Here is a 23,028-nt window from a genome sequence, read left to right as displayed (position 1 = left end):
GGGATCGGATCAGACCCGGTGGACCAGGTGGCCCAGGCGCGCGATGGCCTCCCGGGTGGTCGCAGGGTCATGGGTGGAGAAGTTCAGGCGGAGGCAGTTGGTGCCGCGGCCGTCGGCGAAGAAGAGGGGGCCCGGCGCGAAGCCGAGGCCGTGCTGCAGGGCGTCGCGATGCAGATCCAGGGCGGAGAATTCCTCGGGCATCACCACCCAGAGGTGCATGCCGCCCTTGGGCTCGGAGACCTGGGTGCCCGCCGGGAAGTGCTCGGCGAGGGCCTCCACCATGGCGTCCCGGCGCTCCTTGAGGGCGCGGCGCAGCCTGGCCAGGTGGCGCCGGAAGCCGCCGTTGTCGAGGAAGCGCGCCACCACGGCTTGCATGAGGGGCGGCTGCGCGATGGTCTGCACCTCCTGGATGGGCGCCATGCGCCGCAGCAGGTCGTGCCGGGCGATGAGGTAGCCCATGCGGAGGCCCGCCGCCAGGGACTTGGAGAAGCTGCCCAGGTGGATGACGTGGTCGGCGCCCTCGAGCCGGCGGAAGGGCGGCAGGGAGTTGCCGGAGAAGCGCAGGTCGCCGTAGGCCGAGTCGGTCACGAGGATCACGCCGTGGGCGCGGGTGAGCGCCAGCACGCGCTCGCGGCGGGCCTTCGACTGCGTCATGCCCGTGGGGTTGTGGAAGCTGGGCACCGTGAAGAGCATCTTGGCTTCGCTGCGCTGGAGGGCCGAGGCAAGGCGCTCGGGATCGAGCCCCTGGCGGTCCACGGGCACGGGCACGGCCTCGCGGCCCAGGGCGCGGATGAGGGCCAGGATGCCCACGTAGCAGGGGCTCTCCACCAGCACCCGGTCGCCGGGCACGGTGAAGGATTCCAGCGCCAGGGCCAGGCCCGACTGGGCGCCGGGCAGGGCGCGGATGCCCCAGCCCTCGTCGATGGGCTCGCCCTCCGAATCCAGCCACCGCGCCACGGCCTCCAGGTAGGGGGCATAGCCCGCGGGCGCCGAGTAGACCCAGGCTTCGGAACCCAGGTCCTTGAGCACCTGGGCCGTGAGACGTCGCAGCTGCTCGCCAGGCAGGAGGTCCGAGGGGATGAAGCCGGCGGAGAAGCTCACCAGGTGGGTGTCCTGGGCGCGCTCCAGCGTCTCGCCCAGCCAGGAGCCCAGCTCGCCGTCATGCACCAGGAGGGGCGAGCCTTCGAAGGGGAACTCGCTGCTGGCCCGCAGGCCCGGGGCCTCCGGCAGGCGTGGCGCCACGAAGCTGCCCCGGCCCTGCACGGTCTGGATCCAGCCCGTGCGCTTCAGCCCGGCGATGGCCTTCAGCACCGTGAGGCGGTGGACGCCCCAGCGCTGCGCGAGCTCCGGCACCGCCGGCAGGCGCGAACCCGGCCGCCACTCCCCCTGCTGGATCAGGCCACGGAGCTTCCTCTGCAGTTGCAGGTAGAGGGGGCTGGACGCGCCAGGGTCGAGGGTGGGATCGAGGACCATCCCCATCAGGATCGGGTGAAACCCCCCGCCATTCAAAGAAACGAATTGAAAATCACAGCCCAGGACAGACCATCCCGGCCCCTGGGGCTGGAAGGCGGAATTACTCAGACCACCCTAGACCGCATCCCCCTTCAACCTTCCCCGGGCTTCCGGCATCCATACTGGTGTCTGGAGGTCCCATGCGCGCCGTTGCCCTGCCTGCCGCCCTGCTGTCCCTGGTCCTGCTCGGGGCCTGCAGCAGCTACAACGTGACCTACGACTACGACGTGACCGCCTCGTACGGCCGGTACAAGACCTTCGACTACTACACCTCGAAGAAGGGCACGGGGGGCACCACCAGCCTCATGGACAAGCGCGTGCGGGCCTCCGTGGAGAAGGAGTTGCAGGCCAAGGGCTTCAGCATGGAGACCAAGGCCGACCCGGACTTTCTGGTGACCTACTACCCCATCGTGCAGGAGCGGAAGGTCCGCAGCACGGTCCACATGGGCTGGGGCTGGGGCTACCGTCCCTTCCGCGGCGGCATCGGCACCAGCTCCACCCAGGTGCGGAAATACAAGGAAGGCACCATCGTCATCGAGATCGTGGACTTCAAGAGCAACCAGATGGTCTGGCAGGGCGCCGCCGCCGGCGCGCTCACGGGGCTGGAGAATCCCGAGGACGCCAACGAAGTGGTGGCCCGCGCCGTCCGCGACATCCTGGCCAAGTTCCCGCCGAAATAGCCACGGCCGGCTTCCTCCTCCGAACGGACTATTGTGGCTGCACCCCCTGGGGTGGCATGGTCAGCAGGCCACGCCCGATGCTCCCGGAGGTACCGTGCCCCGTTGGACCCTGAAACCCGCGCTCGCCGCTGGACTGGCCCTGCTGGCGGCTTGCGGAGGCGGGCACTCCGGAGCCACCGGGGGGACGAGCGCCCCGCCCCCGCCTCCTCCGCCGGTCACCCCGGACGTCACCGTCACGGTGACCCCCGGGAACACGCACCCGATCTCGCCCTACATCTACGGCATCAACAGCGCGGCGGGCCTCACGGGTGCGCCGACCGCCCTGACCATCGACCGGGCCGGCGGCAACCGCTGGACGGCCTACAACTGGGAGACGAACGCGTCCAATGCCGGCAGCGACTACCTCTACGAGAACGACAACTACCTGAGTGGTAGCGCCACCCCGGCGGAAGCCGTCCGCAGTTTCATCGCCGATGACCAGGCCAGGGGCATGGCGAGCATCGTCACCCTCCAGATGCAGGGTCTCGTCTCGGGGGACGAGAGCGGTCCGGTCAGCACCACGGCACCCCCGGACATGACGCGGTTCAAGACGGTCGCCTTCCAGAAAAGTGCCCGGACGGGCACGCCCTTCACGCTCACGCCCCCGACCACCGACGCCTACGTCTACATGGATGAATTCCTGTGGGCACTGGACCAGAAGTTCGCGGGCCAGGGCATCTTCGGAACGGCCCCGACCACGCGGCCGGTCTTCGTCCAGCTCGACAACGAACCCGAGCTCTGGAATTCCACCCACCTCGAGGTCCAGGGGCCGCAAGCCATCACCTCGGATGCCTACATCGCGAAGACCATCGGCCTCGCCACGGCCCTCAAGACCCAGTTCCCGAACCTGGTCGTCTTCGGAGCCGTGCACTACGGGTTCAACGGCATCTACAACTGGCAGGGCGAGCTGAGCGCCACGCCCTCGGGCAACGACTGGTTCCCCGACAAATACCTGGCCGCGCTCAAGACGGCCTCCACGAGCTTCGGGAAGCCGCTGGTGGACGTCTATGACTTCCACTGGTACTCCGAGGCGACCGATGGCGGCGGCCACCGCATCACCGACCTGAACGGCACCGCCCTGACCGCGGCGCAGATCCAGGCCATCGTCCAGAGCCCGCGCAGCCTCTGGGACGCGACCTACACCGAAAACTCCTGGATCACCGGTTTCCTGGGCCAGCCCATCTACATCCTGGGGCGCCTGCAGTCCCGCATCGCTGCCACCTACCCGGCCGTGAAACTGGCCATCACCGAATACAACAATGGCGGCGCCCAGCACATCGCCGGAACCATCGCCCAGGCGGACAACCTCGGCATCTTCGGCGCGCAGGGCATCTTCGCCGCAAACCTCTGGCCCCTCACGAGCAGCCAGCCCCATCTGCTGGCCGGGTTCCGGGCCTACCGGAATTTCGATGGCGGGAACTCCCACTTCGGGGATACCGCCGTGCAGGCCGCTTCCAGCAATGCCGCCAACGTCATGGTCTACGTCAGCACGGACAGCGCCCGGCCGGGCCGCGTGGTGATGGTGGCCATCAACCGGTCCACCTCCACGCAGGTGACATCGGTCAGCGGCCAGCCCCTGTCCGGGACGGCCCACCTCTACCAGATGACGGCCGCCACGGCCCAGACGCAAAGCACCGTGCAGCCCGTCGCCGCCGGGACCCAGGCGGCATCGGGAGCAACCCTGACGCTCACCCTCCCCGCCCTGAGCGTGACCACCGTGGATGTGTTCTAGGTGTCCTTCACGAAGGGACTGAAATCCGTCCCCTCGTCATAGACGTCCACGCCTTCGGTGCGCTTGAGGAAGCCCACGACGGCGTAGGTGATGGGCGTGACCGCGGCTTCGTAGAGCACCTTGAAGAGGTACCCGCTGCCCGCCATCACCAGGGTGGTCTTCACCGGCAGCGTGAAGGCGAAGAGACCGAAGGTCACCACCAGGCTGTCCACGGCCTGCCCGGCCACGGTGCTGCCGATGGTGCGGGTCCAGAGCCAGCGGCCGCCGGTCCAGAGTTTCATCCTCGCCATGACGTAGCTGTTCACGAACTCCCCGACCCAGAAGGCCGCAAGGCTGGCCACGATGCCCCGGGCCGTGGCGCCGAAGACGATCTCGAAGGCCCGCTGGTTCTCCCTGGGCCAGGCCGGAGCCGCGGGCAGCCACACCATGAACAGCGCGAAGAAGCCCATCAGCACGTTGGCCAGAAAGGCGATCCAGATGGCCCGCCGGGAGCCCCCGTAGCCGTACACCTCCGTGAAGATGTCGCCGAAGATGTAGGTGATGGGGAAGAGCAGCTGGGCCCCGCTGAAGATGAAGGGGCCGATCTGCGTGGGCTTGGGCCCCAGCAGGTTGCTGATGAGCAGCACCACCACGTAGCCGTGGACCAGCAGCTCGTAGTGCCGGAAGCCGGCCAGGCGGTGGTCCCTCGCGGTGATCTTCTGCAGCAGGGTGGGCATGGGCCTCCGTCGCGGGAATGTCCAAGACTACCCCAGGTACAGGCGATACCTGCGAGCTCCCCGGGGCGCTAAGCTAGACATTCATCCTCAGGAGCTCCCCATGGCCCAGATCACCCTCAAAGGCAACCCCATCCACACCTCCGGCGACCTGCCGAAGGTGGGCGCGGCCGCCCCGGCCTACACCCTGGTGCGCACGGACCTGGCCGAAGTCTCCGGCAAGGACCTCGCCGGCCAGCGCGTGGTGCTCAACATCTTCCCCAGCCTGGACACGCCCACCTGCGCCGCCAGCGTCCGCAAGTTCAACGCCCGGGCCAACGAGAAGCCCAACACGACGATCCTGTGCATCAGCGCCGACCTGCCCTTCGCCCAGAAGCGCTTCTGCGGCGCCGAGGGCCTGGACAACGTGGTGCCCGCCTCCAGCTTCCGCTCCGCCGACTTCGGCCAGGCCTACGGCGTGGCCCTGGTGGACGGCCCCCTGAAGGGTCTTCTGGCCCGCGCCGTCGTCGTGGTGGACGAAGCCGGCAAGGTCGTCCACACCGAGCTGGTGCCCGAGATCGCCCAAGAGCCCGACTACAACGCCGCGCTGGCGGTGCTGTAAGCCACAGATGATTCGATAGGAGCGGCCCCTCGGGGCCGCTTTGTTTTCATTCCTACCCGATGCGGTCCATCTTCCTAAGCTCGGGCACCTTCCAGGTGGTGAAGGCCACCACCAGCAGGGTCATGCACCCGCCGAAGACCACGGAGGGGATGAGGCCCATGAACCGCGCGGCCAGACCGCTCTCGAAGGCGCCGATCTCGTTGCTGGAGCCGATGAAGACCTGATTCACCGAGGACACGCGACCCAGCATGTGCTCCGGCGTGAGGGTCTGCAGCAGGGTGGCGCGCAGCACCACGCTGACGTTGTCCATGGCGCCGCTGGCCGCCAGCAGGACGAGGCTCAGCAGGAAGGTCCGGCTCAGGGCGAAGGCGATGGTGAACACGCCGAAGGCCGCCACGCAGATCAGGAGCGTGCGCCCCGCCCGCCGCAGGGGCGGCAGGTGCGCCAGGGTGAGGCCCATGAGCACGGAACCAAGGGCGGGGGCGGCGCGCAGAGCGCCCAGCCCCTGCGGTCCGGCCTGCAGGACCTCCTTGGCGAAGACGGGCAGCACCGCCACGGCTCCGCCGAACAGCACGGCGAAGAGGTCGAGGCTGATGGCGCTCAGGAGCAGGCGCTGGGAGAACACGAAGCGCAGCCCCTCCCCGAGGCTCGCGAAGATGGAGCCCTCCCGGGGGCGCACTGGCTTCGGCGCGTAGTGGACCGGCAGCAGCCCCGCGAAGCCGGTCAGCAGGAGGACCCCCACGATCAGATGGGCCGCGATGGGCCCCTTCCACGCATAGACCAGGCCGCCGATGGCCGGGCCGATCACCATGCCCGTGTGGAAGATGGAGACGCGCCAGGTCGATCCGGCCGCGTAGAGTTCCTTCGGCAGCAGGTCGGTACCGAGGGCGACATTGGCAGGGCGGTAGAAGGCCCGGACGATCCCCGTGAGGAAGATGATCCCGTAGATGGGCGCCACCTGGCTCGCCAGAGGTCCCGCCATGGACCGCCAGGTGAAGAGCAGCAGGAGGGCCGAGCAGAGGGCGAGGCTCAGCGTGGAGGTCATGCAGAGCCGCAACCGGTTCAGGCGGTCTGCCGCGTGACCACCGAAGAGGGCCACCACCAGGAACGGCAAGGCTTCGGACAGGCCCACCAGGCCCAGGGCCAGGGGATCGCCCGTGCGGTCGTAGACCTGCCAGCCCACCACGACGCCCTGCATCTGGAGGCCCAGCGTCACCAGCCCCATGGAGGCGATGAACCAGCGATAGTCCGGATTCCGAAGCGCGGCGTAGGGGTCGTGCGGCGTGGCTCCCGGTTCGTCCGTCATGGACTATTCGTACCTCAGCGCGTCGATCACATCCAGCCGCGCGGCCTTCAGGGCCGGCAGGAAACCCGCCACCACGCCCACGAGGCCGCTGAAGCCGAGGCCCAGGGCCACGGCCCAGCTCTCGGTCACGGCGGGCACCTGGAACTTCTGGAGGATGCCGATGGCGCTCATGGCGAAGCCCACGCCGATGAGCCCCCCCAGGATGGACAGCACGATGGCCTCCACCAGGAACTGCCAGAGGATGTTCCGCTGGGTGGCCCCGAGGGCGCGGCGCACGCCGATCTCGCGGGTGCGCTCGGTGACGCTCACCAGCATGATGTTCGAGATGCCGATGCCGCCCACCACCAGGGAGATGCTGGCGGCCACGGCGAGGAGGGCCGTGAGGATGCCGGCCTGCTGGGTCTGCATCTGCACGATGTCGTCCTGCTTGCGGATCTGGAAGGGGTTGTCGTCCTTGGGCGGCGTCTTCATCCGCTGCCGGAGCAGGGCCGTGACCTCGGCCTCGGCCAGCTCGGCCTTGCCTTCCTGGGCACTCAGCATGATCTGCTGGATCTTGTCCCGGCCCATGATCTTCCGCATCACGGTCGTGTACGGCGCCACGATGAGGTCGTCCTGGTCGCCGAACATGCCGGCGCCCTTCTTCTCCAGGACGCCGACCACCACGAACGGCAGGGCGCCGATCCGGACGGTCTGTCCCACGGGATCATCGCCATTGGGGAACAGGTTGTCCTTCACGGTCTGACCCAGCACGCAGACCTTGGCCATGCCGCGAACCTCGGCGTCCGTGAAGAAGCGGCCACTCTCGACATCCCAGCCCCGGATCTGCAGGAAGTTCGGGTTGGAACCCTGGATGGAGGACACGTAGTTGCTGTTCTGGTAGATGACGGGCCGGGTGGTCCGGACCAGCTGGCTGGCCGCCACCACGCTGCTTCCGCCCAGTTCCTGCTCGATCAGGGGCACGTCGCTTTCCAGGAGGATGTCGGAGCTGCCCATGGCCGAGGGGCCGAAGCGGTTGCTGCCCTGGCCGGGGAAGATCTGGAGCATGTTGGAGCCCATGTTCTGGATCAGGGCGATGGAAGCCCGCTTGGAGCCCTCGCCGATGCCGATCATGGCGATGACCGCGCCCACGCCCACGATGATGCCGAGCATGGTGAGGAAGGCCCGCATCTTGTTGCGGGTGATGGCGAACAGGGCCAGCTTCAGGAACTCCATCGGAGACATGATCTACCTCCGGCTAGCGCCGTCCGCCGCCGGGCGCGCCGCCCAGGGGCGCCGGAGAGCCGCTGGCCTGTTTCGCGGTGTCGACCCCCATGAGGACCTGCATGCCCTCCGTGAGGCCTTCGCCCGACACCTCGGTGAACTGCCCATCGGAAATGCCCGCCTTCACCACGATGGCCTTGGGTTTGCCGTTCTCGAGCACCCAGACGCGATCCTCCCGCCGGGCCACCATGCCTCCCTTGCTGCCCGTGCCGGTCTGGGCGCCTGCGGGCCGCGGCGGGCCACCACCCATGACTGCGGGCTGGCCCAGGCGGGGGCCGTCGGCCTTCTTGTCATCCTTGAGGAAGGCGGCCGGGTTGAAGCGCAGGGCGGCATTGGGCACGCGCAGCACGTCGCGGCGCTGGTTGGTGCTGATGGTGACGTTGGCCGTCATGCCGGAACGCAGGGCCAGGTTGCCCGTGAACTTCGGTCCTCCCAGCTGGCTGGCGCCGCCCGGAATGCGGGCCAGGGCCCTGGGATCCCCATTCGGAGCCGCGGAGACGGCCGGCATCGCCTTGAGCGCGCCAGCAGCCTGGCGTTCCTTGAAACGCTTGAAGAATTCCTGTTTGGTGGTGCCGGCCGGCAGGCGGTCCTTCATGCGCTCCCAGGCCTTCTCGGGGTCCGGTGCCCCCTCCTGGCCTCCGGCCTTCCCCGCCCCCCGGGAATGCCCTCCGGCCTCGCCACCTCCGCCCTTCCCGGCTTCACGGGTGGCCGGGGCCTTGCCGTCCTCCTCGGAGCCCGGCAGGGGCTCGTTGGGAACGATCATCTCCACGACGTAGTTCACGACGTTCTGGGTGGTGATGGGCTCCTGGCGGACCAGGCTCACCGAGGCCGTGAACTGCTTGTCCGGAAGGCTGTCCACGGTGAACATGGCCCGCTGCCCCACCTTGATCTCGTCGATGTCGGATTCCCCGATGTTCACCTGGACCTTCATCGCCGAGAGGTCCTGGGCGATCTGGAAGAGGTTTGGCGTGCTGAAGCTGGCGGCCACGGTCTGGCCCACGTCGGCCAGACGGGAGATGACCACGCCATCCACCGGGGCGGTGATGTTGCAGTAGTCCAGGTTGGCCTTGGCGCGGTCCATGGAGGCCTTGGCATTCTCCATGCTGGTCACGGCGGTCTGGTAGGCCACCTGCTTGGCTTCCAGGTCCTGGTCGGCCAGCAGCTTATCGGCGGCGAGGCGCTTGGCCCGCTCGTACTGGCGCCGCGCATCGTCCATGTTGGTCTTGGCCCGCTCCAGGCCCGCCTTGGCGTCGGCCAGCTGGGTCTCCCAGATGGTGGGGTCGATCTGGGCGATGAGCTGCCCCTTCTTCACGATGCTGTTGTAGTCCACGTAGAGGGCTGAGATCACGCCGGACACCTGGGTGCCCACGGCCACCTGCACCACCGGACTCACCGCCCCCGTGGCATTGATGCGCTGGGTGATGTTGCCCCGTTCGACCTTGCCCGAGCGCCACTTGATCTCGTCCTTGGGCCGGGTCAGGACATAGGCGGTGCCCCCTGCCACCACCGCGATGCCAATGCCAAGACCGATCCAGGTGTTCCGCTTCATGACGCCGCGCTCCGCATATCAAGGGGCCGGGACAAGCCCAAACTTAACCTTCGCATAACGATGCATGGATCGCCAGCCCGCGTTCCCGGTTGAAGCCGAATGACCTCATCCGGGGGTCGAACGGCGCTATTTGGGGATCGATTTGCAGGGTTCAGCGGATGAGGCCGAGACCATCCACCAGGGCCCGCCGGGCGAACCCGTCCGCCAGGAAGGCCTGTAGGAAGCCGCCGGCCAGGACGATGGCGGCACAGACCAGCACCGTGGCGCCGGCCAGGGGGGCATGCACGGCCGGCCGATCCGAGGCCAGCCGCTCGGCCTCGGCACTGGGCGCCTGGAGGAAGAGGGCCACCAGGACCCGCAGGTAGTAGAAGGCCGACACGAGGCTGGCCAGTACGCCGAGGATGGCCATCCCGACGTGGCCGGTGCCCACCAGCTCGCGGAAGATCATGTACTTGCCGTAGAAGCCGCCCATGGGGGGGATCCCGGCGAGGCTGAGCATGAAGATGGCCGCGGCGACGCCCATGGCCGGCCGCTTCCAGCCCAGGCCGCGGAGGTCATCGAAGGTGGTCTGCTCGCCGACCAGCCCGAAGGCCGTCAGCAGCCCGAAGGCGCCCATGTTCATGGCCAGGTAGATGACCAGGTAGAACAGCATGCCACTGTAGGCAGCGGGGGTGCCCGCCACCAGGCCCAGGAGCAGGTAGCCGGCATGGCTGATGCTGGAGTAGGCCAGCATGCGCTTCACGTTGGTCTGCACCAGGGCCGTGAGGTTTCCGAGCACCAGGGTCGCCATGGCCACCGCGGCCACCACGGCCTGCATCTTCACGCCCACGGCGCCCAGGGGCGCCAGGCTGCCTGGGAAGATGCGCAACAGGGCGATGAGGGCCACGCCCTTGGTGGCCACGGACATGAAGCCCGCGATGGGATGGGGCGAAGCCTCATAGGCGTCCGGCGTCCACTGGTGGAAGGGGACGGCCGACACCTTGAAGAGGAAGCCCATGAGCATGAGGGCCGCCCCGGCCAGCACCAGGGGATCCAGGGCCAGCCCCTGGGCCTTGAGCGTGATCGCCGCGGCCGTCAGATCCAGCGTGCCGCTCAGCCCGTAGATCAGCACGCCGCCCATGAGGAAGCAGCTGGAGGCCACGGCGCCGGTGAGGAAATACTTCATGCCGCCTTCGGAGCTCTCGGTGCGCGCGCGCACCGTGCCCACCATGGCGTAGAGGGGGATGCTAAAGAGCTCAAGCCCCAGGAACAGGGCCACGAAATGCGAGGTGGCGGCGAAGAGCAGCATGCCCGTCACGGAGAAGAGGAGCAGGGAGAGGGTTTCGCCTTTCACCCACCCTTCCTGGTGGAAGTGGTCCCAGCTCTGGAGGATGGTGAGGGCCGCGGCCACCAGCACGAAGATGCCGGTGAACTGGGCCAGCCGGTCCATGCGCAGCTGGTAGAAGCTCGGCTGGGAGCCGGTCTGCCACAGGTTGGTCAGGTACCAGAAGCTGGCGCCCACGGCGAGCAGGGCCGTGCCGTACATGGCCGCCCGGATCCACTTCGCGGTGGCCTGGTCGCGGTCGAGGGCCATGAGGGGAACGGCACAGGCGCCCAGGGCCGGGATGATCAGCGGCAGCAGGGCCGCCCACTGGCTGGGAGTGAGGTTCATCGGTGCACCTCATGGGCGGCGGGTCCGGGGGTGCCCTCGTGGACCTCCGGGGCGTGAGCGGCGGGGGCTTCATGCACCGCCGGCTTCAACACGAAGGTACGGAGCTCCGGGGCCCCGGCGTCCTTCAGCAGGGCCGTGACGGGCGCCTCGCTGGCGGCCACGAAGGTCTTGGGATGCACCCCCATCCAGACGATGAGCGCCACCAGCGGCAGCAGGACGGCGATCTCACGGGCATTCAGGTCGCTGTGGAGGTGGTGGGTGCCGCTGTCCTCATCCTTGTTCTCGGGACCCCAGAAGACCCGCTTGAACATCCAGAGCATGTACACCGCGCCCAGCAGCACGCCGGAAGTGGCCAGGCAGGCGTAGAGGCGGCCCCAGCTGAAGCCGGAGAGGAAGGTGCCGTTGAGGATCCAGAACTCGCCCACGAACCCGTTGGTGAGGGGCAGGCCGATGGAGCTGAGGGTGACGATGAGGAAGAACGTGGTGAACACGGGCATCTTCGTCACCACCCCGCCGAAGTCGGCGATCATGCGGGTGTGGGCCCGGTCGTAGAGCATGCCCACCAGGAGGAAGAGCGCGCCGGTGCTGATGCCGTGGTTGAGCATCTGCAGCATGGCGCCCTGGGTGCCGATCACGGTGAACGAGGCCAGGCCCAGCATCACGAAGCCCATGTGGCTCACGGAGGAGTAGGCCACCAGCTTCTTGATGTCGCGCTGCACCATGGCCACCAGCGCGCCGTAGACGATGGCAATCACGCTGAGCAGGGCCAGGGGCTTGGCGTAGTGCATGGCCGCCTGGGGGAACATGGGGATGGCGAAGCGGATGAAGCCATATCCGCCCAGCTTCAGCAGCACGCCGGCCAGGATGACCGAACCGGCCGTGGGGGCCTGTACGTGGGCGTCCGGCAGCCAGGTGTGCAGCGGGAAGAGTGGCACCTTGATGGCGAAGGCCACGGCGAAGGCGATGAAGAGCCAGCACTGGACGCTGAAGGGCAGCAGCGAGGCCGCCTGGCCCATGAGGGTGGGGTTGAAGCCGCCGGCCTTGTTGGCCAGGTAGAGCAGCGCCACCAGCCAGAGCAGGGAGCCGCCCAGGGTGTAGAGGAAGAACTTGTTGGCGGCGTAGCGGCACTCGTCGCCGCCCCAGACCCCGATCATGAAGTACATCGGGATGAGCATGGCTTCCCAGAACAGGTAGAAGAAGAACAGGTCCTGGGCCATGAGGGCGCCCAGCATGCCGGTCTCCAGCATGAGGAACAGGGCCGCGAAGGTGCCGATGCGGTCCTTGAGGCTGTTCCAGGTGCCCAGCATGGTGAGGGGCACCAGGAAGGTGGTGAGGATCACCAGCCAGAGGTTCAGGCCGTCCACGGTGAGGGCGTAGTCCACCGGCAGGCCCACCAGGGTGAACCAGGGGGCGCGCTCGGTCACCATCACCCCGCCGTGGCCCAGGAGCCAGGCCAGGCTGAGGGCGAAGAAGGCCAGGGCGCCCATGAAGCCGAGCATCCGGGAGAGGCGGCCCAGGGCGTGGGGCAGCGCCAGGATCACGAAGCCGAGCAGCGCCGGGGCGAAGACCAGGAAGGAGAGGGGATGGGAGGTCAGCCAGGTCATCGCCCCACCTACTTCAGGAAGACATAGAGGAGGACCGCGGTCCCCAGCGCCATGCTGAGCGCGTAGTTGCGCACCCGGCCGGTCTGCAGGAGGGCGGTGAAGTCGCCGAAGACCCGCGTCAGCGCGCCCGGCAGGTTCACGCCCACGCCGTCGATGAGGATCACGTCGAAGAGCTTCCAGAGCAGGTTGCCGAACCAGCGGGTGGGCCGCAGCAGGTAGAGCTCCACGCCCTCGTCCACGTAGTACTTGTTCAGCAGCAGGTTGTGCACGAAGGGGAACTTCGCCGCGAAGGCCAGCTCGCCGGCGGGCCCGTTCTTGTACTTCGACCAGCCGAGGAAGCCGAAGCCCAGGCCCAGGCCGGTGGAGATGATCGCGAGCAGCACCGCCGGGCCCTCATGATGGCCGTGGGCCGCATGGGTCTGGCCATAGGTGAGGGCCGGCTTCAGCCACTCGCCCACGGCGAAGTGGCCGCCGAAGGCTTCGGGCACGCCCCAGAAGCCCCAGAACAGGGAGCCCAGGGCCAGCACCATCAGGGGCAGGGTCATGGTCAGGGGGCTCTCATGGGCATGGTCGTAGGCGTGGTGGTCGCGCGGCTCGCCCCAGAAGGTGAGGGCCATCAGGCGCCACATGTAGAAGCTTGTGCAGCAGGCGCCGATGACGCCGATCACCCAGAGGGCCGGGGACTTCAGGAAGGCCAGGTAGAGGATCTCGTCCTTGCTGAAGAAGCCCGAGGTGCCGGGGAAGCCCATGATGGCGATGGTGCCGGCGAACATCGTGATGAAGGTGATCTTCGTCTTGGTCTTGAGGCCACCCATCTTGAAGAGGTCCTGCTCGTGGTGCATGGCGTGGATCACGCTGCCGGCGCCGAGGAAGAGGAGAGCCTTGAACCAGGCGTGGGTGAAGACGTGGAAGAAGCCTGCGGCGAAGCCCGAGGCGCCCAGGCCCAGGAACATGTAGCCCAGCTGGGAGACCGTGGAATAGGCCAGCACCTTCTTGATGTCACGCTGCACCAGGCCGATGGTGGCGGCAAAGAGGGCCGTGGCGCCGCCCACCCAGGCCACCACGTCCATGGTGATGGGAGCGAGCGAGAACACGGGTGCCAGGCGGCAGATCATGTAGATGCCGCTGGTGACCATGGTGGCCGCGTGGATGAGGGCGCTGACGGGGGTGGGGCCCGCCATGGCATCCGGCAGCCAGAGGTAGAGCGGCAGCTGGGCGCTCTTGCCCGTGGCGCCGAAGAACAGCATGAGGGTGGCGAAAGTGAGGACGCCGAAGCCCACCTCAGGGGCCAGGTGGCCCGCCTGGGTGAGGATGTCGGACACGGTCAGGGTGCCGAAGGCGGCGAAGAGGACCAGCATGCCGATGGACACGCCCAGGTCGCCCACGCGGTTGGTGAGGAAGGCCTTGAGACCCGCGTCCGGCGCGAAGTCCGTCTCGTAGAAGTAGCCGATGAGCAGGTAGGAGCAGAGGCCCACCCCCTCCCAGCCCACGAACATCAGCACCAGGCTGGAGCCCAGCACCAGCGTGAGCATGAAGAACACGAAGAGGTTCAGGTAGCAGAAGAACCGGTAGTAGCCCTCGTCCTCGTGCATGTAGCCCACGGAGTAGAGGTGGATGAGGAAGCCGATGCCCGTGATGACCAGCATCATGGTGCCGCTGAGGGGGTCGATGGCCAGGCCGAAGGGGACGCTCAGGGAACCGGTGGCCATCCATTCGCCGTAGTTCAGCACCAGGCGGTGATCGGGCATGCCCTTCATGGCGAAGAAGGCCGAGGCGGCCAGGAGCAGGGAGCCCAGGACCACGCCGAGGCCGACGATGGTGACGACGCCCTTGCCGGCGCGCTTGCCCAGCAGGCCGTTGAAGGCCGAGCCCAGCAGGGGGAGGATCGGAATGAGCCAGTAGTACTTGTTCATCGCATCCTCACTGCTTCAGGCTGGCGGCCCGGTCCGAGTCGGTGGTGTCCCGGTGACGGTAGAGGCCGATGACCAGCGCCAGGCCGACCGCCGCTTCGCAGGCGGCCACGGCGATGATGAAGAGGTAGAACACCATGGCCTGGCTGTCCCCCCCACGGAAGCGGGCGAAGGCCAGCAGGGCGACGTTGGCTGCGTTGAGCATGAGCTCCACGCCCATGAACTGCATGAGCAGGGTGCGGCGGAGCAGCACCGCCGCCAGGCCGATGGCGAAGAGGAGGAGGGCCACCACCAGGTACCCCTGGAGGCCGCCTTGGAGGATCGCGTCCATGCCGCTCATCACAGGTTCCTCTTAGTCAAGGCGACCGCGCCGATCATGGCGGCCAGCAGCAGCAGGCCCGCCACTTCGAAGCCCAGCAGGTGGTCCGCGAAGAGGGTCATCCCCACCTTCTGTAGCGTCATGGCCTCGGGCACGACGGCGCCGCTCTGGGCCAGGGCCTTCAGGCCGGGCGAGGCCAGCACCAGCTTCACGGCACCGAAAGCCAGGGCGGCGACCAGCGCGATCGAGACCCAGGTCTGCACGGGCCGGGAGGACTGCGCCTTCTCCTCCTCGTGGCTGTTCAGCATCATGATCACGAAGAGCACCAGCACCATGATGGCGCCCGTGTAGACGATGATCTGGAGGGCGGCAGCCACGGGATTGGCCAGCAGCACGAAGAGGCCGGCCACGCCGAAGAAGGTGGCCACCATGAACAGGCCCGCCACGATGACGTTCTTCTGGAGCAGCATCCCGAGGGCGCTGAGGAGCGTGATGAGGGCGAAGGTGATGAACATGGCCGCTCCTACATCACGATCGTGCGGCGGGGCACGGTGGGGGTGGGATCCTCGGTGATGCGGGCCTTCCCGTCGGTCTCAGAGTAGGTGTTCATCAGGTCCCACTTGCCGTACTGCATGGACAGGCGGTCGTAGGCGGCCACCTCGTAGTCCTTGCGCAACCAGATGGCGTCCTTGGGGCAGGCCTCCTCGCACATGCCGCAGTAGATGCAGCGCAGCATGTCGATCTTGAACTGGGCCGGCCGCTTCTCCTCGAAGCCCTGGGTGATGTTCAGGTCGCTGAACTCCTCGGCCTCGATGCTGATGCAGCGGGCCGGGCAGGCCTCCTGGCACATGAAGCAGGCGACGCACTTGATGGCACCATCCTCGAACCGCTTGAGCTCGTGGAGACCGCGGTAGCCATCGGGCATCTCCTTCTTCATCTCCGGGTACTGGATGGTGTAGCGCTTCGAGGTCGGAGTGAGGAGCTGCTTGATGAAGTGCTCGAAGGTGATGGCCATGCCCTTCATCACCGGCCAGACGTAGGTGCGGTCCAGCCAGCTCAGTTCGGCTTTCTTGACGACGACGCCCATCGCCCCCCCCCTCAGTGGCCCTGGCTCATGCGCCAGGCGTGGAAGACCAGGTTGACCATGGACAGCGGCAGCATCCGCTTCCAGCCGAGCTTCATGAGCTGGTCGTAGCGGAAGCGGGGCACCGTCCAGCGGATCCAGACGAAGACCCAGGCGAAGAAGACCAGTTTCACCACGAAGCAGGCCACGGACAGCAGGACCGAGGGATCCTTCACGAAGGGCACCTGCCAGCCGCCGAAGTAGAGCGTGGCGATGAGGGCCGAGGCCGTCATCATGTGCGAGTACTCGGCCAGGGCCATGAGGCTGTACTTCATGCTGCCGAACTCGGTGTTGAAGCCCGCCACGATCTCGCTCTCGCCCTCGGCGAAGTCGAAGGGCAGGCGGTTCGTTTCGGCGAACATGCAGGTGAAGAACACGATGAAGCCCAGGGGCTGGTGGAAGACGTTCCAGTTGGGCAGCACCTTCCACAGGGTGCCTTCCTGGGCCCGGATGATCTCCGAGGGGTCATAGCCACCGGCGGTCATGAAGATGCTGACCACGGCCAGGCTCATGCCGATCTCGTAGCTGACCATGGCGGCGGAGGACCGCATGCCGCCGAGGATGGACCACTTGTTGTTGCTGGACCAGGCGGCCACCAGCACGCCGTAGACCGCCATGCCGCCGATGGCCAGGGGATAGAGCATGCCCATGCCGTTGCCGGGATCCAGCACGGAGAGGTGATAGGTCACGCCGCCGCTGACGAAATCCTTCCCGAAGGGGATGACCGCGAAGCCGAGGAGCGCGGGCACGAAGGCCAGGAAAGGCGCCAGGAAGAACAGCCCCCGGTTGGCGGCCGTCGGGATCAGGTCCTCCTTGAAGAACATCTTGATGCCGTCGGCCAGGATCTGGGCGAGGCCGATGATCCGGATCTTCCCGAACAGCGCAGCCCGGTTGGGCCCGATGCGGTCCTGGATCATGGCCGAACCCCGGCGCTCGACCCAGGTGAAGATCGCCGCCAGCGACATGACGCCGGCGAAGACGATGACGACCTTCAAAACCATCCAGACGATGGCAGGCGTCGTGTGCAGCAGGCTCGCAAGCTTGTCCATGGGCGGCTTCCCGGCAGGGCCGCCCGCGGGGAGGCCCAACCCATCGAGACTAGCAGAGCCGCAGGCTTGCGGACATGCGGGGAAACAACCCCCGAAGCCCCGATGCGACCTGGGTCACAGCCCCAGGTGGCCTCCGAGGGGAGCCCCCCTTCAGCCCCCAGCCTCGATCTCCCAACCACCGGGTGGCGCAGCGGAGCCACCCGGTACGGGGAATCACCTCACTGCTTGGCCTCGATCTTCGACCACGAGTCCTTCAGCCCCACCGTCCGGTTGAAGACCGGCTGCCCGGGCCGGGAATCCGCGTCCACCGTGAAGTAGCCGGTCCGCTCGAACTGGAAGCGCTCGCCGGGCAGGGCGTCGGCCAGGCAGGGCTCCAGGCGGGCCCCCCTGAGGACCTCCAGGCTGCCCGGATTCAGGAGGGCCTTCCAGTCCTGGCCCTCGGGCACGTCCATGGGATCTTCCTGGGTGAAGAGGGGCTCATAGAGCCGCACCTCGGCCGGCACTGCGTGGACGGCGCTCACCCAGTGGAGGGTGCCCTTCACCTTGCGGCCATCGGGGGCGTTGCCTCCCCGGCTGGCGGAGTCCCACTCGCAGCGGAGCTCCACCACGTTCCCGGCGGCATCCTTGACCACTTCCCGGCAGGTGACGAGGCAGGCACCCCGCAGGCGCACCTCGGCGCCGGGCGCCAGGCGGAACCACTTCTTGGGCGCCTCCTCGCGGAAGTCGTCCTGGTCGATGAAGAGCTCCCGGGTGAAGGGCAGCTTCCGGGTGCCCATGGCGACATCTTCAGGATGGTTGGCCACTTCCACCTCGAAGGCCTCGGCATCGGTCATGTTGGTGATGACCACCTTGAGGGGGCGCAGCACGGCCATGCGGCGGGGGGCCCGCTTCTCCAGATCCTCCCGGATGCAGAACTCCAGCAGGCCCACATCGGCCACCATGTCGCGCTTGGCCACGCCCACCCGCTCGGCGAAGGCCCGCACGGATTCGGGCGTGTAGCCCCGGCGGCGCAGGCCGCAGATGGTGGGCATGCGGGGATCGTCCCAGCCGTTCACGATGCCGTCCTGCACCAGCTGCAGCAGGCGGCGCTTGCTCATGACCGTGTAAGTGAGGTTCAGGCGGGCGAACTCGATCTGGCGCGGCAGGGGGCGCTGGAAGAACTTGCCGTCCACGTCCTGCTCCAGGAACCAGTCGTAGAGCGGGCGGTGGTCTGAGAACTCCAGGGTGCAGATGGAGTGGGTGATGGTCTCGATGGCGTCCGACACGCCGTGGGCATAGTCGTACATGGGGTAGATGCACCAGGCGTCGCCCGTGCGGTGGTGGTGGGCCCGGCGGATGCGGTACATGAGCGGGTCCCGCAGGTTCATGTTGCCGGCCTGCATGTCGATCTTCGCCCGCAGCACCTTGGCGCCGTCCGGGAACTCGCCGGCCTTCATGCGGCGGAAGAGGTCGAGGTTCTCCTCGGGGCTTCGATCCCGGGTCGGACTGGCTTTCCCGGGCACATGGAAATTGCCCCGGAACTCGCGGATCTCCGCTTCGGTCAGGTCGCAGACATAGGCCTTGCCCTGCCCGATGAGGTACTCGGCGTAGTCGTACATGAACTGGAAGTAGTCGGAGGCGTAGTGCTCGCCCTTCCACTGGAATCCGAGCCATTGCACGTCCTCGCGGATGGAGTCCACGTACTCCACGTCCTCCTTCACGGGGTTGGTGTCGTCGAAGCGCAGGTTGGTGGCGCCATCATAGGCCTTGGCCAGGCCGAAGTTCAGGCAGATGCTCTTGGCGTGGCCGATGTGCAGGTAGCCATTGGGCTCCGGCGGAAAGCGCGTGAGCACGCGACCACCATGTTTCCCCGTGACGCGGTCCGCCTCCACGATCTCCTCGATGAAGTGGAGGCTCTTGGGTTCGGGAATGGGCAGATCAGCAGACATCGGGGCTCACAGGAAGCAAACCTCAAAGATACCAAGGCCACAGATAAAAAAGCCGTGGGAACCGCGAATGACGCGAATCGCCCTGCGGGCGCGCGAAAAGAACAGCTAAATTCGTCATCCATCCATGTGGATTTATTTTTCGCGCCCATTCGCGCCATTCGCGGTTTCAAGGTTTTTCGCGGTTAGCCCAGCCCCGCCGCCACCTGGGTGGCGCGCTCGATGCCGCGGGCCACGACGGAGCGGATTCGGCCGTCCTCCAGGACCATGAGGCCGGCGATGGTGCAGCCGGCGGGGGTGGTCACTTCGTCCTTGAGGGCGGCGGGGTGGCGGCCCGTCTCCAGCACCATGGAGGCGGCGCCCAGGGTCATCTGGGCGGCCAGTTCCACGGCCACGGCTCGGGGCAGGCCGCACTGGACGCCGCCCTCAGCCAGGGATTCCAGGATGACGAACATGAAGGCCGGTCCGCTGGCGCTGAGGCCCGTCACCGCGTCCATGTGCTTCTCGTCCAGATCCATGACCCGGCCCAGGGGCTCGAAGAGGGCCCGGGCCGCGGCCAGCTGGGCCTCGGTGACCCCCTCCCCCGCCGCCAGGACGGTCATGCCCCGGCGGATGGAGCAGGGCGTGTTGGGCATGGCCCGCACCAGGGGCGTGCCCCCGGGCGTGTGGTCCGAAAGGAACGCCAGGGTGGTGCCCGCGGCGATGGAGACCACCAGGGGCCGGTGCTCCAGGGCCCCCGCCGCGGTCAGGCCGTCCAGCAGCCCCTTCAGCTCCTTGGGCTTCACGCAGAGCAGCACCACTTCCGCACCCTTCGCGGCCGCCTCCACCTGGTTCGAGAGCTCGATGCCCAGGGCCGCAGCCCTGGCCTTGCCGCTGGCCGGATGCGTGTCGGCCGCCTGGATGCGTCCCGCCGGGTAGCCCGAGGCCTCCACCAGGCCGGCGCTGATGGCCTGGCCCATGGTGCCGAAGCCGAGGATGGCGAGCTTGGGGTGCTGGCTCATGGGTGCTCCCTGAAACGAAAAACCCGCCGGATGCGGCGGGGGGGATGTCGGAACCTGGATCCAGGTCAGCGAGGCGTGCAGCTCCCCCCCGCACTCAAGGTGCTAGGGCGCGGGTGCACGACCGTGGACTGGATCATGCGGTTAGCATAGCGGGCTCGGGCCGGGTGTGGGTGAAAACCGTTACTGGTCCCGCCCCTGCCCCAGGGTCCACCAGGCGCAGTCCTCCAGCCCGGACACCACGAAGCCCTGCTGCATCTCGGAGATGCGCTGGACCTGGGTGCGGACGGCCGTATGGAAGCCCGTGGTCACCTCGCCGGGCCCGGACTTCACCCCGAAGTAGAACTCGGACAGCTCCAGGCCGAGCCGCAGCACCGTCTCCTGCAGGGCCTCCCGGTGGTCCAGCCCCTCGGGGATGCCCTGGATCACCTGCAGGGTGTCGTCGGCAATGATGGTGGGCGCATAGGCCGCGGCGCCCTGGTCCTCCAGCACCGCCAGGGTGATGTGGGTGAACTCGTCCAAATCCATCAGAGCCAGCGTTCAAGTCGGGCCACGACCTCGTCCCGGCCCAGGAGCATGAGCGTGTCGAAGATGCCCGGGCTGACCGGCCTGCCGCAGAGGGCCACGCGGAGGGCCTGGGCCAGGTCCTTGGTCTTCAGGCCATGGCGTTCGAGGATGGCGGTGAAGGTCGCCTCCAGCCCCTCATGGCTGTAGTCCGCGAGGGCGGCCACCTCGGCGAGGGCCGGCTTGACGGCGGGTGTCATGAACTTCTCCACGGCCTTCTCATCGAAAGCGGCGGGCCGCTCGAAGGTGAAGCGCAGGGCTTCGGCCATGTCGGTGAGCGACTTGCCCTTCTGGGTGCACTGGATGGCCTGGGCCTTCCAGGCGTCCGGCTTGCCCTGCCAGGCCTCGGGCATGAAGGGCCGCAGGTGGGGCTCCAGCTCCTGCCAGGGGGAGCGCTGGATGAGCTTCTGGTTCAGCCACTGGAGCTTGTCCATGTCGAAGCGGGCCGCGCTCTTCTGGCAGTCGGCCAGGTCGAAGAGCTGGATCATCTGGTCGTCCGTGAGCAATTCCTCCTCGGCGCTCTCCACGGCCCGGCCGTCGATCTTGGGGGTCCAGGAGAGCCGGGCCAGGGCCAGGCGCACGGCGGAGGGCAGCAGGCCCATGGCCTGGTACTCGGTGATGCTGGTGGCGCCGTGGCGCTTGCTGAGCTTGGCGCCGTCGGCGCCCAGGATCATGGGCACGTGGGCGAAGGCCGGAAGCTCCGTGCCGAAGGCGGCGAAGAGGGGGATCTGCTTGGGCGTGTTGTTCAGGTGGTCGTCGCCGCGGATGACGTGGGTTACTTCCATGTGCGTGTCGTCCACCACCACGCAGAAGTTGTAGGTGGGCACGCCGACCTCGCCGGGGCCATCGCCGGTGCGGGCGATGATCCAGTCGTCCAGGCTGTCCGCGGGGAAGCGGGTGTCGCCCTTGATGAGGTCGGGCACCACGATGTCGCCCTCTTCCGGCATGCGGAAGCGGATGGCGGCGGGCTCGCTGGCGTCGTGGTTCGCGGCGGCGCAGCCCTTGCCGCGGTCCAGGCCCCGGTTGTACTGGAACACCTTGCCTGCGGCCTCCACGGTCTTGCGGCGCTCCTCGATGGCCTCGCGCGAGCAGCGGCAGCGGTAGGCCAGGTTCCGATCCAGCAGTTCCTGGATCTTGGCGCGGTAGAGGTCCATGCGCTGCATCTGGCGGTAGGGGCCGTGGGGCCCCTTCCACTGGCTGGGATCGCCCACCACCGGGCCTTCGTCCCAGCCCAGGCCGCACCAGGCCATGCCCTCTTCGATGATGCGGATGTTGTCGTCGGTGCTGCGGGAGAGGTCCGTGTCCTCGATGCGCAGGATGAAGCGGCCGCCGTGCCTGCGGGCGAAGAGCCAGCAGAACAGCGCCGTGCGCACCCCGCCGATGTGGAGCATGCCCGTGGGCGAGGGGGCGAAGCGGGTGACGATCTGGCGGGACATGGCGGGGCCTCGAATTCAATCCTCCAGTTTGCCCCAAGCGCGCGGACTCCGTCCGCGCGTTAACGAAAAACGCGGCGCAAGGCCGCGTTTTTCGCAGGGAACCCCAAAGATCACTTGATGTACAGCTTCAATCGGATCTCCACCGGGGAGTCGCCGCTGAAGAGGCTGCGGTCGAGCACGACCGGAACTTCGACCACGCTGCTGTGGGGCATATGGCCGGGGGCCGGGGCGTGGGCGGCCTGGCCGGATTCCACCGGGATCTCATCGATCTCCTCGAGAAGCTCCCCGGCGGAGAGTTCCTCCACCTCCAGGGGCTTGGTGGATTCGGCGGCCGGCGGCGGGGCCTGGGGCGGAGGCCCGCCCAGGAAGACGGGAGGCTCTTCCACCACGCCGCCGCCGTACTTCTCGGCGAGGCTCTTCAGCACCAGCTTGGCCACGCCGGTAAGGGTCTCCTTGACCCCTTCCCCGCGCATGGCGCAGGCCTCAAAGGTGGGTGCGCCGAAGAGGTTGATCTCCCGCTCCAGCGTCTCCACAGGCAGGGCATTGGGCGTGTCCCGCTTGTTCCACTGGATCACGTGGGGGATCTTCTCCAGCTCCCCGCCCTGATCCCGCAGGTTGGTGATCAGGTTCTGGAAGCTCTCCTTGTTGCTCTCCAGGGCCGGGGCCTGGGAATCGGCCACGAACACCACGGCATCGGCCCCGCGCAGCACCAGCTTGCGGGTGGCGTCATAAAAGACCTGCCCCGGGACTGTGTACAGCTGGATCCGGGTCTTCATCCCCCGGATGGTGCCCAGTTCGATGGGCAGGAAGTCGAAGAAGAGGGTGCGGTCCGTCTGGGTGGCCAGGGAGAGCATCTTGCCGCGCCCGTCGCCGGGCAGCGTGTCGTAGACATGCTGGAGGTTGGTCGTCTTCCCGCACAGGCCGGGGCCGTAGTAGACGATCTTGGCCGTCAACTCCTTGGTGGCCGCGTTGAAAAGCACCATGCCTGCACCTTGTCTCGTGGGGGAAGATTGGCGGGTCCGCCTCGGCCCGTCAAGAAAGAAGCGTGATTCGCGCG

At 67.6% G+C, this 23,028-nt stretch carries 19 protein-coding genes and 1 pseudogene; 3 read left to right on the top strand and 17 right to left on the bottom strand.

What is annotated here, in order from left to right:
* Window positions 1-9: 9 nt before the first annotated feature.
* Window positions 10-1,473, bottom strand: a complete 1,464-nt coding sequence (locus QOZ81_RS02880; protein ID WP_291201884.1) for an aminotransferase-like domain-containing protein — start codon at window positions 1,471-1,473, stop codon at window positions 10-12.
* Between the two features lie 179 nt (window positions 1,474-1,652).
* Between QOZ81_RS02880 and QOZ81_RS02875 the strand changes: the two genes are divergently transcribed.
* Together QOZ81_RS02875 and QOZ81_RS02870 are read left to right on the top strand one after the other, a co-directional pair.
* Window positions 1,653-2,192: a DUF4136 domain-containing protein gene (locus tag QOZ81_RS02875; RefSeq protein WP_291201887.1), complete on the top strand. Its 540-nt coding sequence runs from the start codon at window positions 1,653-1,655 to the stop codon at window positions 2,190-2,192.
* A 94-nt stretch (window positions 2,193-2,286) separates the two neighbouring features.
* Window positions 2,287-3,963 (top strand): glycoside hydrolase family 44 protein, encoded by a 1,677-nt coding sequence (locus tag QOZ81_RS02870; protein WP_291201890.1) that lies wholly within the window; start codon window positions 2,287-2,289, stop codon window positions 3,961-3,963.
* Here QOZ81_RS02870 and QOZ81_RS02865 read toward each other — a convergent pair.
* Window positions 3,960-4,679 (bottom strand): queuosine precursor transporter, encoded by a 720-nt coding sequence (locus QOZ81_RS02865; RefSeq protein WP_291201893.1) that lies wholly within the window; start codon window positions 4,677-4,679, stop codon window positions 3,960-3,962. The two genes, QOZ81_RS02870 and QOZ81_RS02865, sit on opposite strands and share 4 nt — an antisense overlap.
* A 100-nt stretch (window positions 4,680-4,779) precedes the next feature.
* On the opposite strand from QOZ81_RS02865, the gene tpx reads away from it, so the two are divergent.
* Entirely contained in the window at window positions 4,780-5,277 is a 498-nt protein-coding gene (tpx, locus tag QOZ81_RS02860) for a thiol peroxidase (RefSeq protein WP_291201895.1), read from the top strand.
* A 52-nt stretch (window positions 5,278-5,329) separates the two neighbouring features.
* On the opposite strand, the gene QOZ81_RS02855 is transcribed toward tpx, so the two are convergent.
* The 15 genes and pseudogenes from QOZ81_RS02855 to QOZ81_RS02785 form a co-directional block, all read right to left on the bottom strand.
* Entirely contained in the window at window positions 5,330-6,583 is a 1,254-nt protein-coding gene (locus QOZ81_RS02855) for an MFS transporter (protein ID WP_291201898.1), read from the bottom strand.
* A 3-nt stretch (window positions 6,584-6,586) separates the two neighbouring features.
* Window positions 6,587-7,804, bottom strand: coding sequence for an ABC transporter permease (locus QOZ81_RS02850; protein ID WP_291201901.1), 1,218 nt, complete (start codon window positions 7,802-7,804; stop codon window positions 6,587-6,589).
* Window positions 7,805-7,817: 13 nt separating this feature from the next.
* On the bottom strand, window positions 7,818-9,392 hold the full coding sequence (locus QOZ81_RS02845; protein WP_291201904.1) for an efflux RND transporter periplasmic adaptor subunit: 1,575 nt from the start codon (window positions 9,390-9,392) through the stop codon (window positions 7,818-7,820).
* A gap of 151 nt (window positions 9,393-9,543) precedes the next feature.
* Window positions 9,544-11,043, bottom strand: a complete 1,500-nt coding sequence (locus QOZ81_RS02840; RefSeq protein ID WP_291201906.1) for an NADH-quinone oxidoreductase subunit N — start codon at window positions 11,041-11,043, stop codon at window positions 9,544-9,546.
* Window positions 11,040-12,647 (bottom strand): complex I subunit 4 family protein, encoded by a 1,608-nt coding sequence (locus QOZ81_RS02835; RefSeq protein ID WP_291201908.1) that lies wholly within the window; start codon window positions 12,645-12,647, stop codon window positions 11,040-11,042. Before QOZ81_RS02835 ends, QOZ81_RS02840 begins: the two co-directional genes overlap by 4 nt.
* A gap of 8 nt (window positions 12,648-12,655) precedes the next feature.
* Window positions 12,656-14,560, bottom strand: a complete 1,905-nt coding sequence (gene nuoL / locus QOZ81_RS02830) for an NADH-quinone oxidoreductase subunit L (protein WP_291201911.1) — start codon at window positions 14,558-14,560, stop codon at window positions 12,656-12,658.
* 7 nt (window positions 14,561-14,567) lie between these two features.
* Window positions 14,568-14,888 (bottom strand): NADH-quinone oxidoreductase subunit NuoK, encoded by a 321-nt coding sequence (nuoK, locus tag QOZ81_RS02825; protein WP_366082998.1) that lies wholly within the window; start codon window positions 14,886-14,888, stop codon window positions 14,568-14,570.
* Window positions 14,889-14,896: 8 nt separating this feature from the next.
* Window positions 14,897-15,391, bottom strand: a complete 495-nt coding sequence (locus QOZ81_RS02820; RefSeq protein ID WP_291201916.1) for an NADH-quinone oxidoreductase subunit J — start codon at window positions 15,389-15,391, stop codon at window positions 14,897-14,899.
* An 8-nt stretch (window positions 15,392-15,399) separates the two neighbouring features.
* Window positions 15,400-15,963, bottom strand: coding sequence for a NuoI/complex I 23 kDa subunit family protein (locus QOZ81_RS02815; protein ID WP_291201919.1), 564 nt, complete (start codon window positions 15,961-15,963; stop codon window positions 15,400-15,402).
* A gap of 11 nt (window positions 15,964-15,974) precedes the next feature.
* Window positions 15,975-17,048, bottom strand: coding sequence for an NADH-quinone oxidoreductase subunit NuoH (gene nuoH, locus QOZ81_RS02810; protein ID WP_291201923.1), 1,074 nt, complete (start codon window positions 17,046-17,048; stop codon window positions 15,975-15,977).
* A gap of 218 nt (window positions 17,049-17,266) precedes the next feature.
* On the bottom strand, window positions 17,267-18,976 hold the full coding sequence (locus QOZ81_RS02805; protein ID WP_291201926.1) for a glutamine--tRNA ligase/YqeY domain fusion protein: 1,710 nt from the start codon (window positions 18,974-18,976) through the stop codon (window positions 17,267-17,269).
* A gap of 182 nt (window positions 18,977-19,158) precedes the next feature.
* Window positions 19,159-19,974, bottom strand: coding sequence for a pyrroline-5-carboxylate reductase (gene proC, locus QOZ81_RS02800; RefSeq protein WP_291201930.1), 816 nt, complete (start codon window positions 19,972-19,974; stop codon window positions 19,159-19,161).
* Between the two features lie 180 nt (window positions 19,975-20,154).
* Window positions 20,155-20,499, bottom strand: a complete 345-nt coding sequence (locus QOZ81_RS02795) for a hypothetical protein (RefSeq protein WP_291201933.1) — start codon at window positions 20,497-20,499, stop codon at window positions 20,155-20,157.
* Window positions 20,499-21,971: a glutamate--tRNA ligase gene (gltX, locus tag QOZ81_RS02790; RefSeq protein WP_291201936.1), complete on the bottom strand. Its 1,473-nt coding sequence runs from the start codon at window positions 21,969-21,971 to the stop codon at window positions 20,499-20,501. The genes QOZ81_RS02795 and gltX overlap by 1 nt, the downstream gene beginning before the upstream one ends.
* Before the next feature lie 410 nt (window positions 21,972-22,381).
* Window positions 22,382-22,954: pseudogene (locus tag QOZ81_RS02785) on the bottom strand (GTP-binding protein); the annotation flags it as partial.
* Window positions 22,955-23,028: the final 74 nt, after the last annotated feature.

The sequence above is a fragment of the Geothrix sp. genome, from assembly GCF_030219325.1.
Lineage (GTDB): Bacteria > Acidobacteriota > Holophagae > Holophagales > Holophagaceae > Geothrix.
This window is presented reverse-complemented; position numbering and strand designations above follow the sequence as displayed.

Excerpts from the sequence above, each read along its gene's own strand:
- QOZ81_RS02880 (WP_291201884.1), bottom strand. The coding sequence starts at position 1,473 with ATGGTCCTCGATCCCACCCTCGACCCTGGCGCGTCCAGCCCCCTCTAC.
- QOZ81_RS02875 (WP_291201887.1), top strand. The coding sequence starts at position 1,653 with ATGCGCGCCGTTGCCCTGCCTGCCGCCCTGCTGTCCCTGGTCCTGCTC.
- QOZ81_RS02865 (WP_291201893.1), bottom strand. The coding sequence starts at position 4,679 with ATGCCCACCCTGCTGCAGAAGATCACCGCGAGGGACCACCGCCTGGCC.
- tpx (WP_291201895.1), top strand. The coding sequence starts at position 4,780 with ATGGCCCAGATCACCCTCAAAGGCAACCCCATCCACACCTCCGGCGAC.
- QOZ81_RS02855 (WP_291201898.1), bottom strand. The coding sequence starts at position 6,583 with ATGACGGACGAACCGGGAGCCACGCCGCACGACCCCTACGCCGCGCTT.
- QOZ81_RS02850 (WP_291201901.1), bottom strand. The coding sequence starts at position 7,804 with ATGTCTCCGATGGAGTTCCTGAAGCTGGCCCTGTTCGCCATCACCCGC.
- QOZ81_RS02845 (WP_291201904.1), bottom strand. The coding sequence starts at position 9,392 with ATGAAGCGGAACACCTGGATCGGTCTTGGCATTGGCATCGCGGTGGTG.
- QOZ81_RS02840 (WP_291201906.1), bottom strand. The coding sequence starts at position 11,043 with ATGAACCTCACTCCCAGCCAGTGGGCGGCCCTGCTGCCGCTGATCATC.
- QOZ81_RS02835 (WP_291201908.1), bottom strand. The coding sequence starts at position 12,647 with ATGACCTGGCTGACCTCCCATCCCCTCTCCTTCCTGGTCTTCGCCCCG.
- nuoL (WP_291201911.1), bottom strand. The coding sequence starts at position 14,560 with ATGAACAAGTACTACTGGCTCATTCCGATCCTCCCCCTGCTGGGCTCG.
- nuoK (WP_366082998.1), bottom strand. The coding sequence starts at position 14,888 with ATGGACGCGATCCTCCAAGGCGGCCTCCAGGGGTACCTGGTGGTGGCC.
- QOZ81_RS02820 (WP_291201916.1), bottom strand. The coding sequence starts at position 15,391 with ATGTTCATCACCTTCGCCCTCATCACGCTCCTCAGCGCCCTCGGGATG.
- QOZ81_RS02815 (WP_291201919.1), bottom strand. The coding sequence starts at position 15,963 with ATGGGCGTCGTCGTCAAGAAAGCCGAACTGAGCTGGCTGGACCGCACC.
- nuoH (WP_291201923.1), bottom strand. The coding sequence starts at position 17,048 with ATGGACAAGCTTGCGAGCCTGCTGCACACGACGCCTGCCATCGTCTGG.
- QOZ81_RS02805 (WP_291201926.1), bottom strand. The coding sequence starts at position 18,976 with ATGTCTGCTGATCTGCCCATTCCCGAACCCAAGAGCCTCCACTTCATC.
- proC (WP_291201930.1), bottom strand. The coding sequence starts at position 19,974 with ATGAGCCAGCACCCCAAGCTCGCCATCCTCGGCTTCGGCACCATGGGC.
- QOZ81_RS02795 (WP_291201933.1), bottom strand. The coding sequence starts at position 20,499 with ATGGATTTGGACGAGTTCACCCACATCACCCTGGCGGTGCTGGAGGAC.
- gltX (WP_291201936.1), bottom strand. The coding sequence starts at position 21,971 with ATGTCCCGCCAGATCGTCACCCGCTTCGCCCCCTCGCCCACGGGCATG.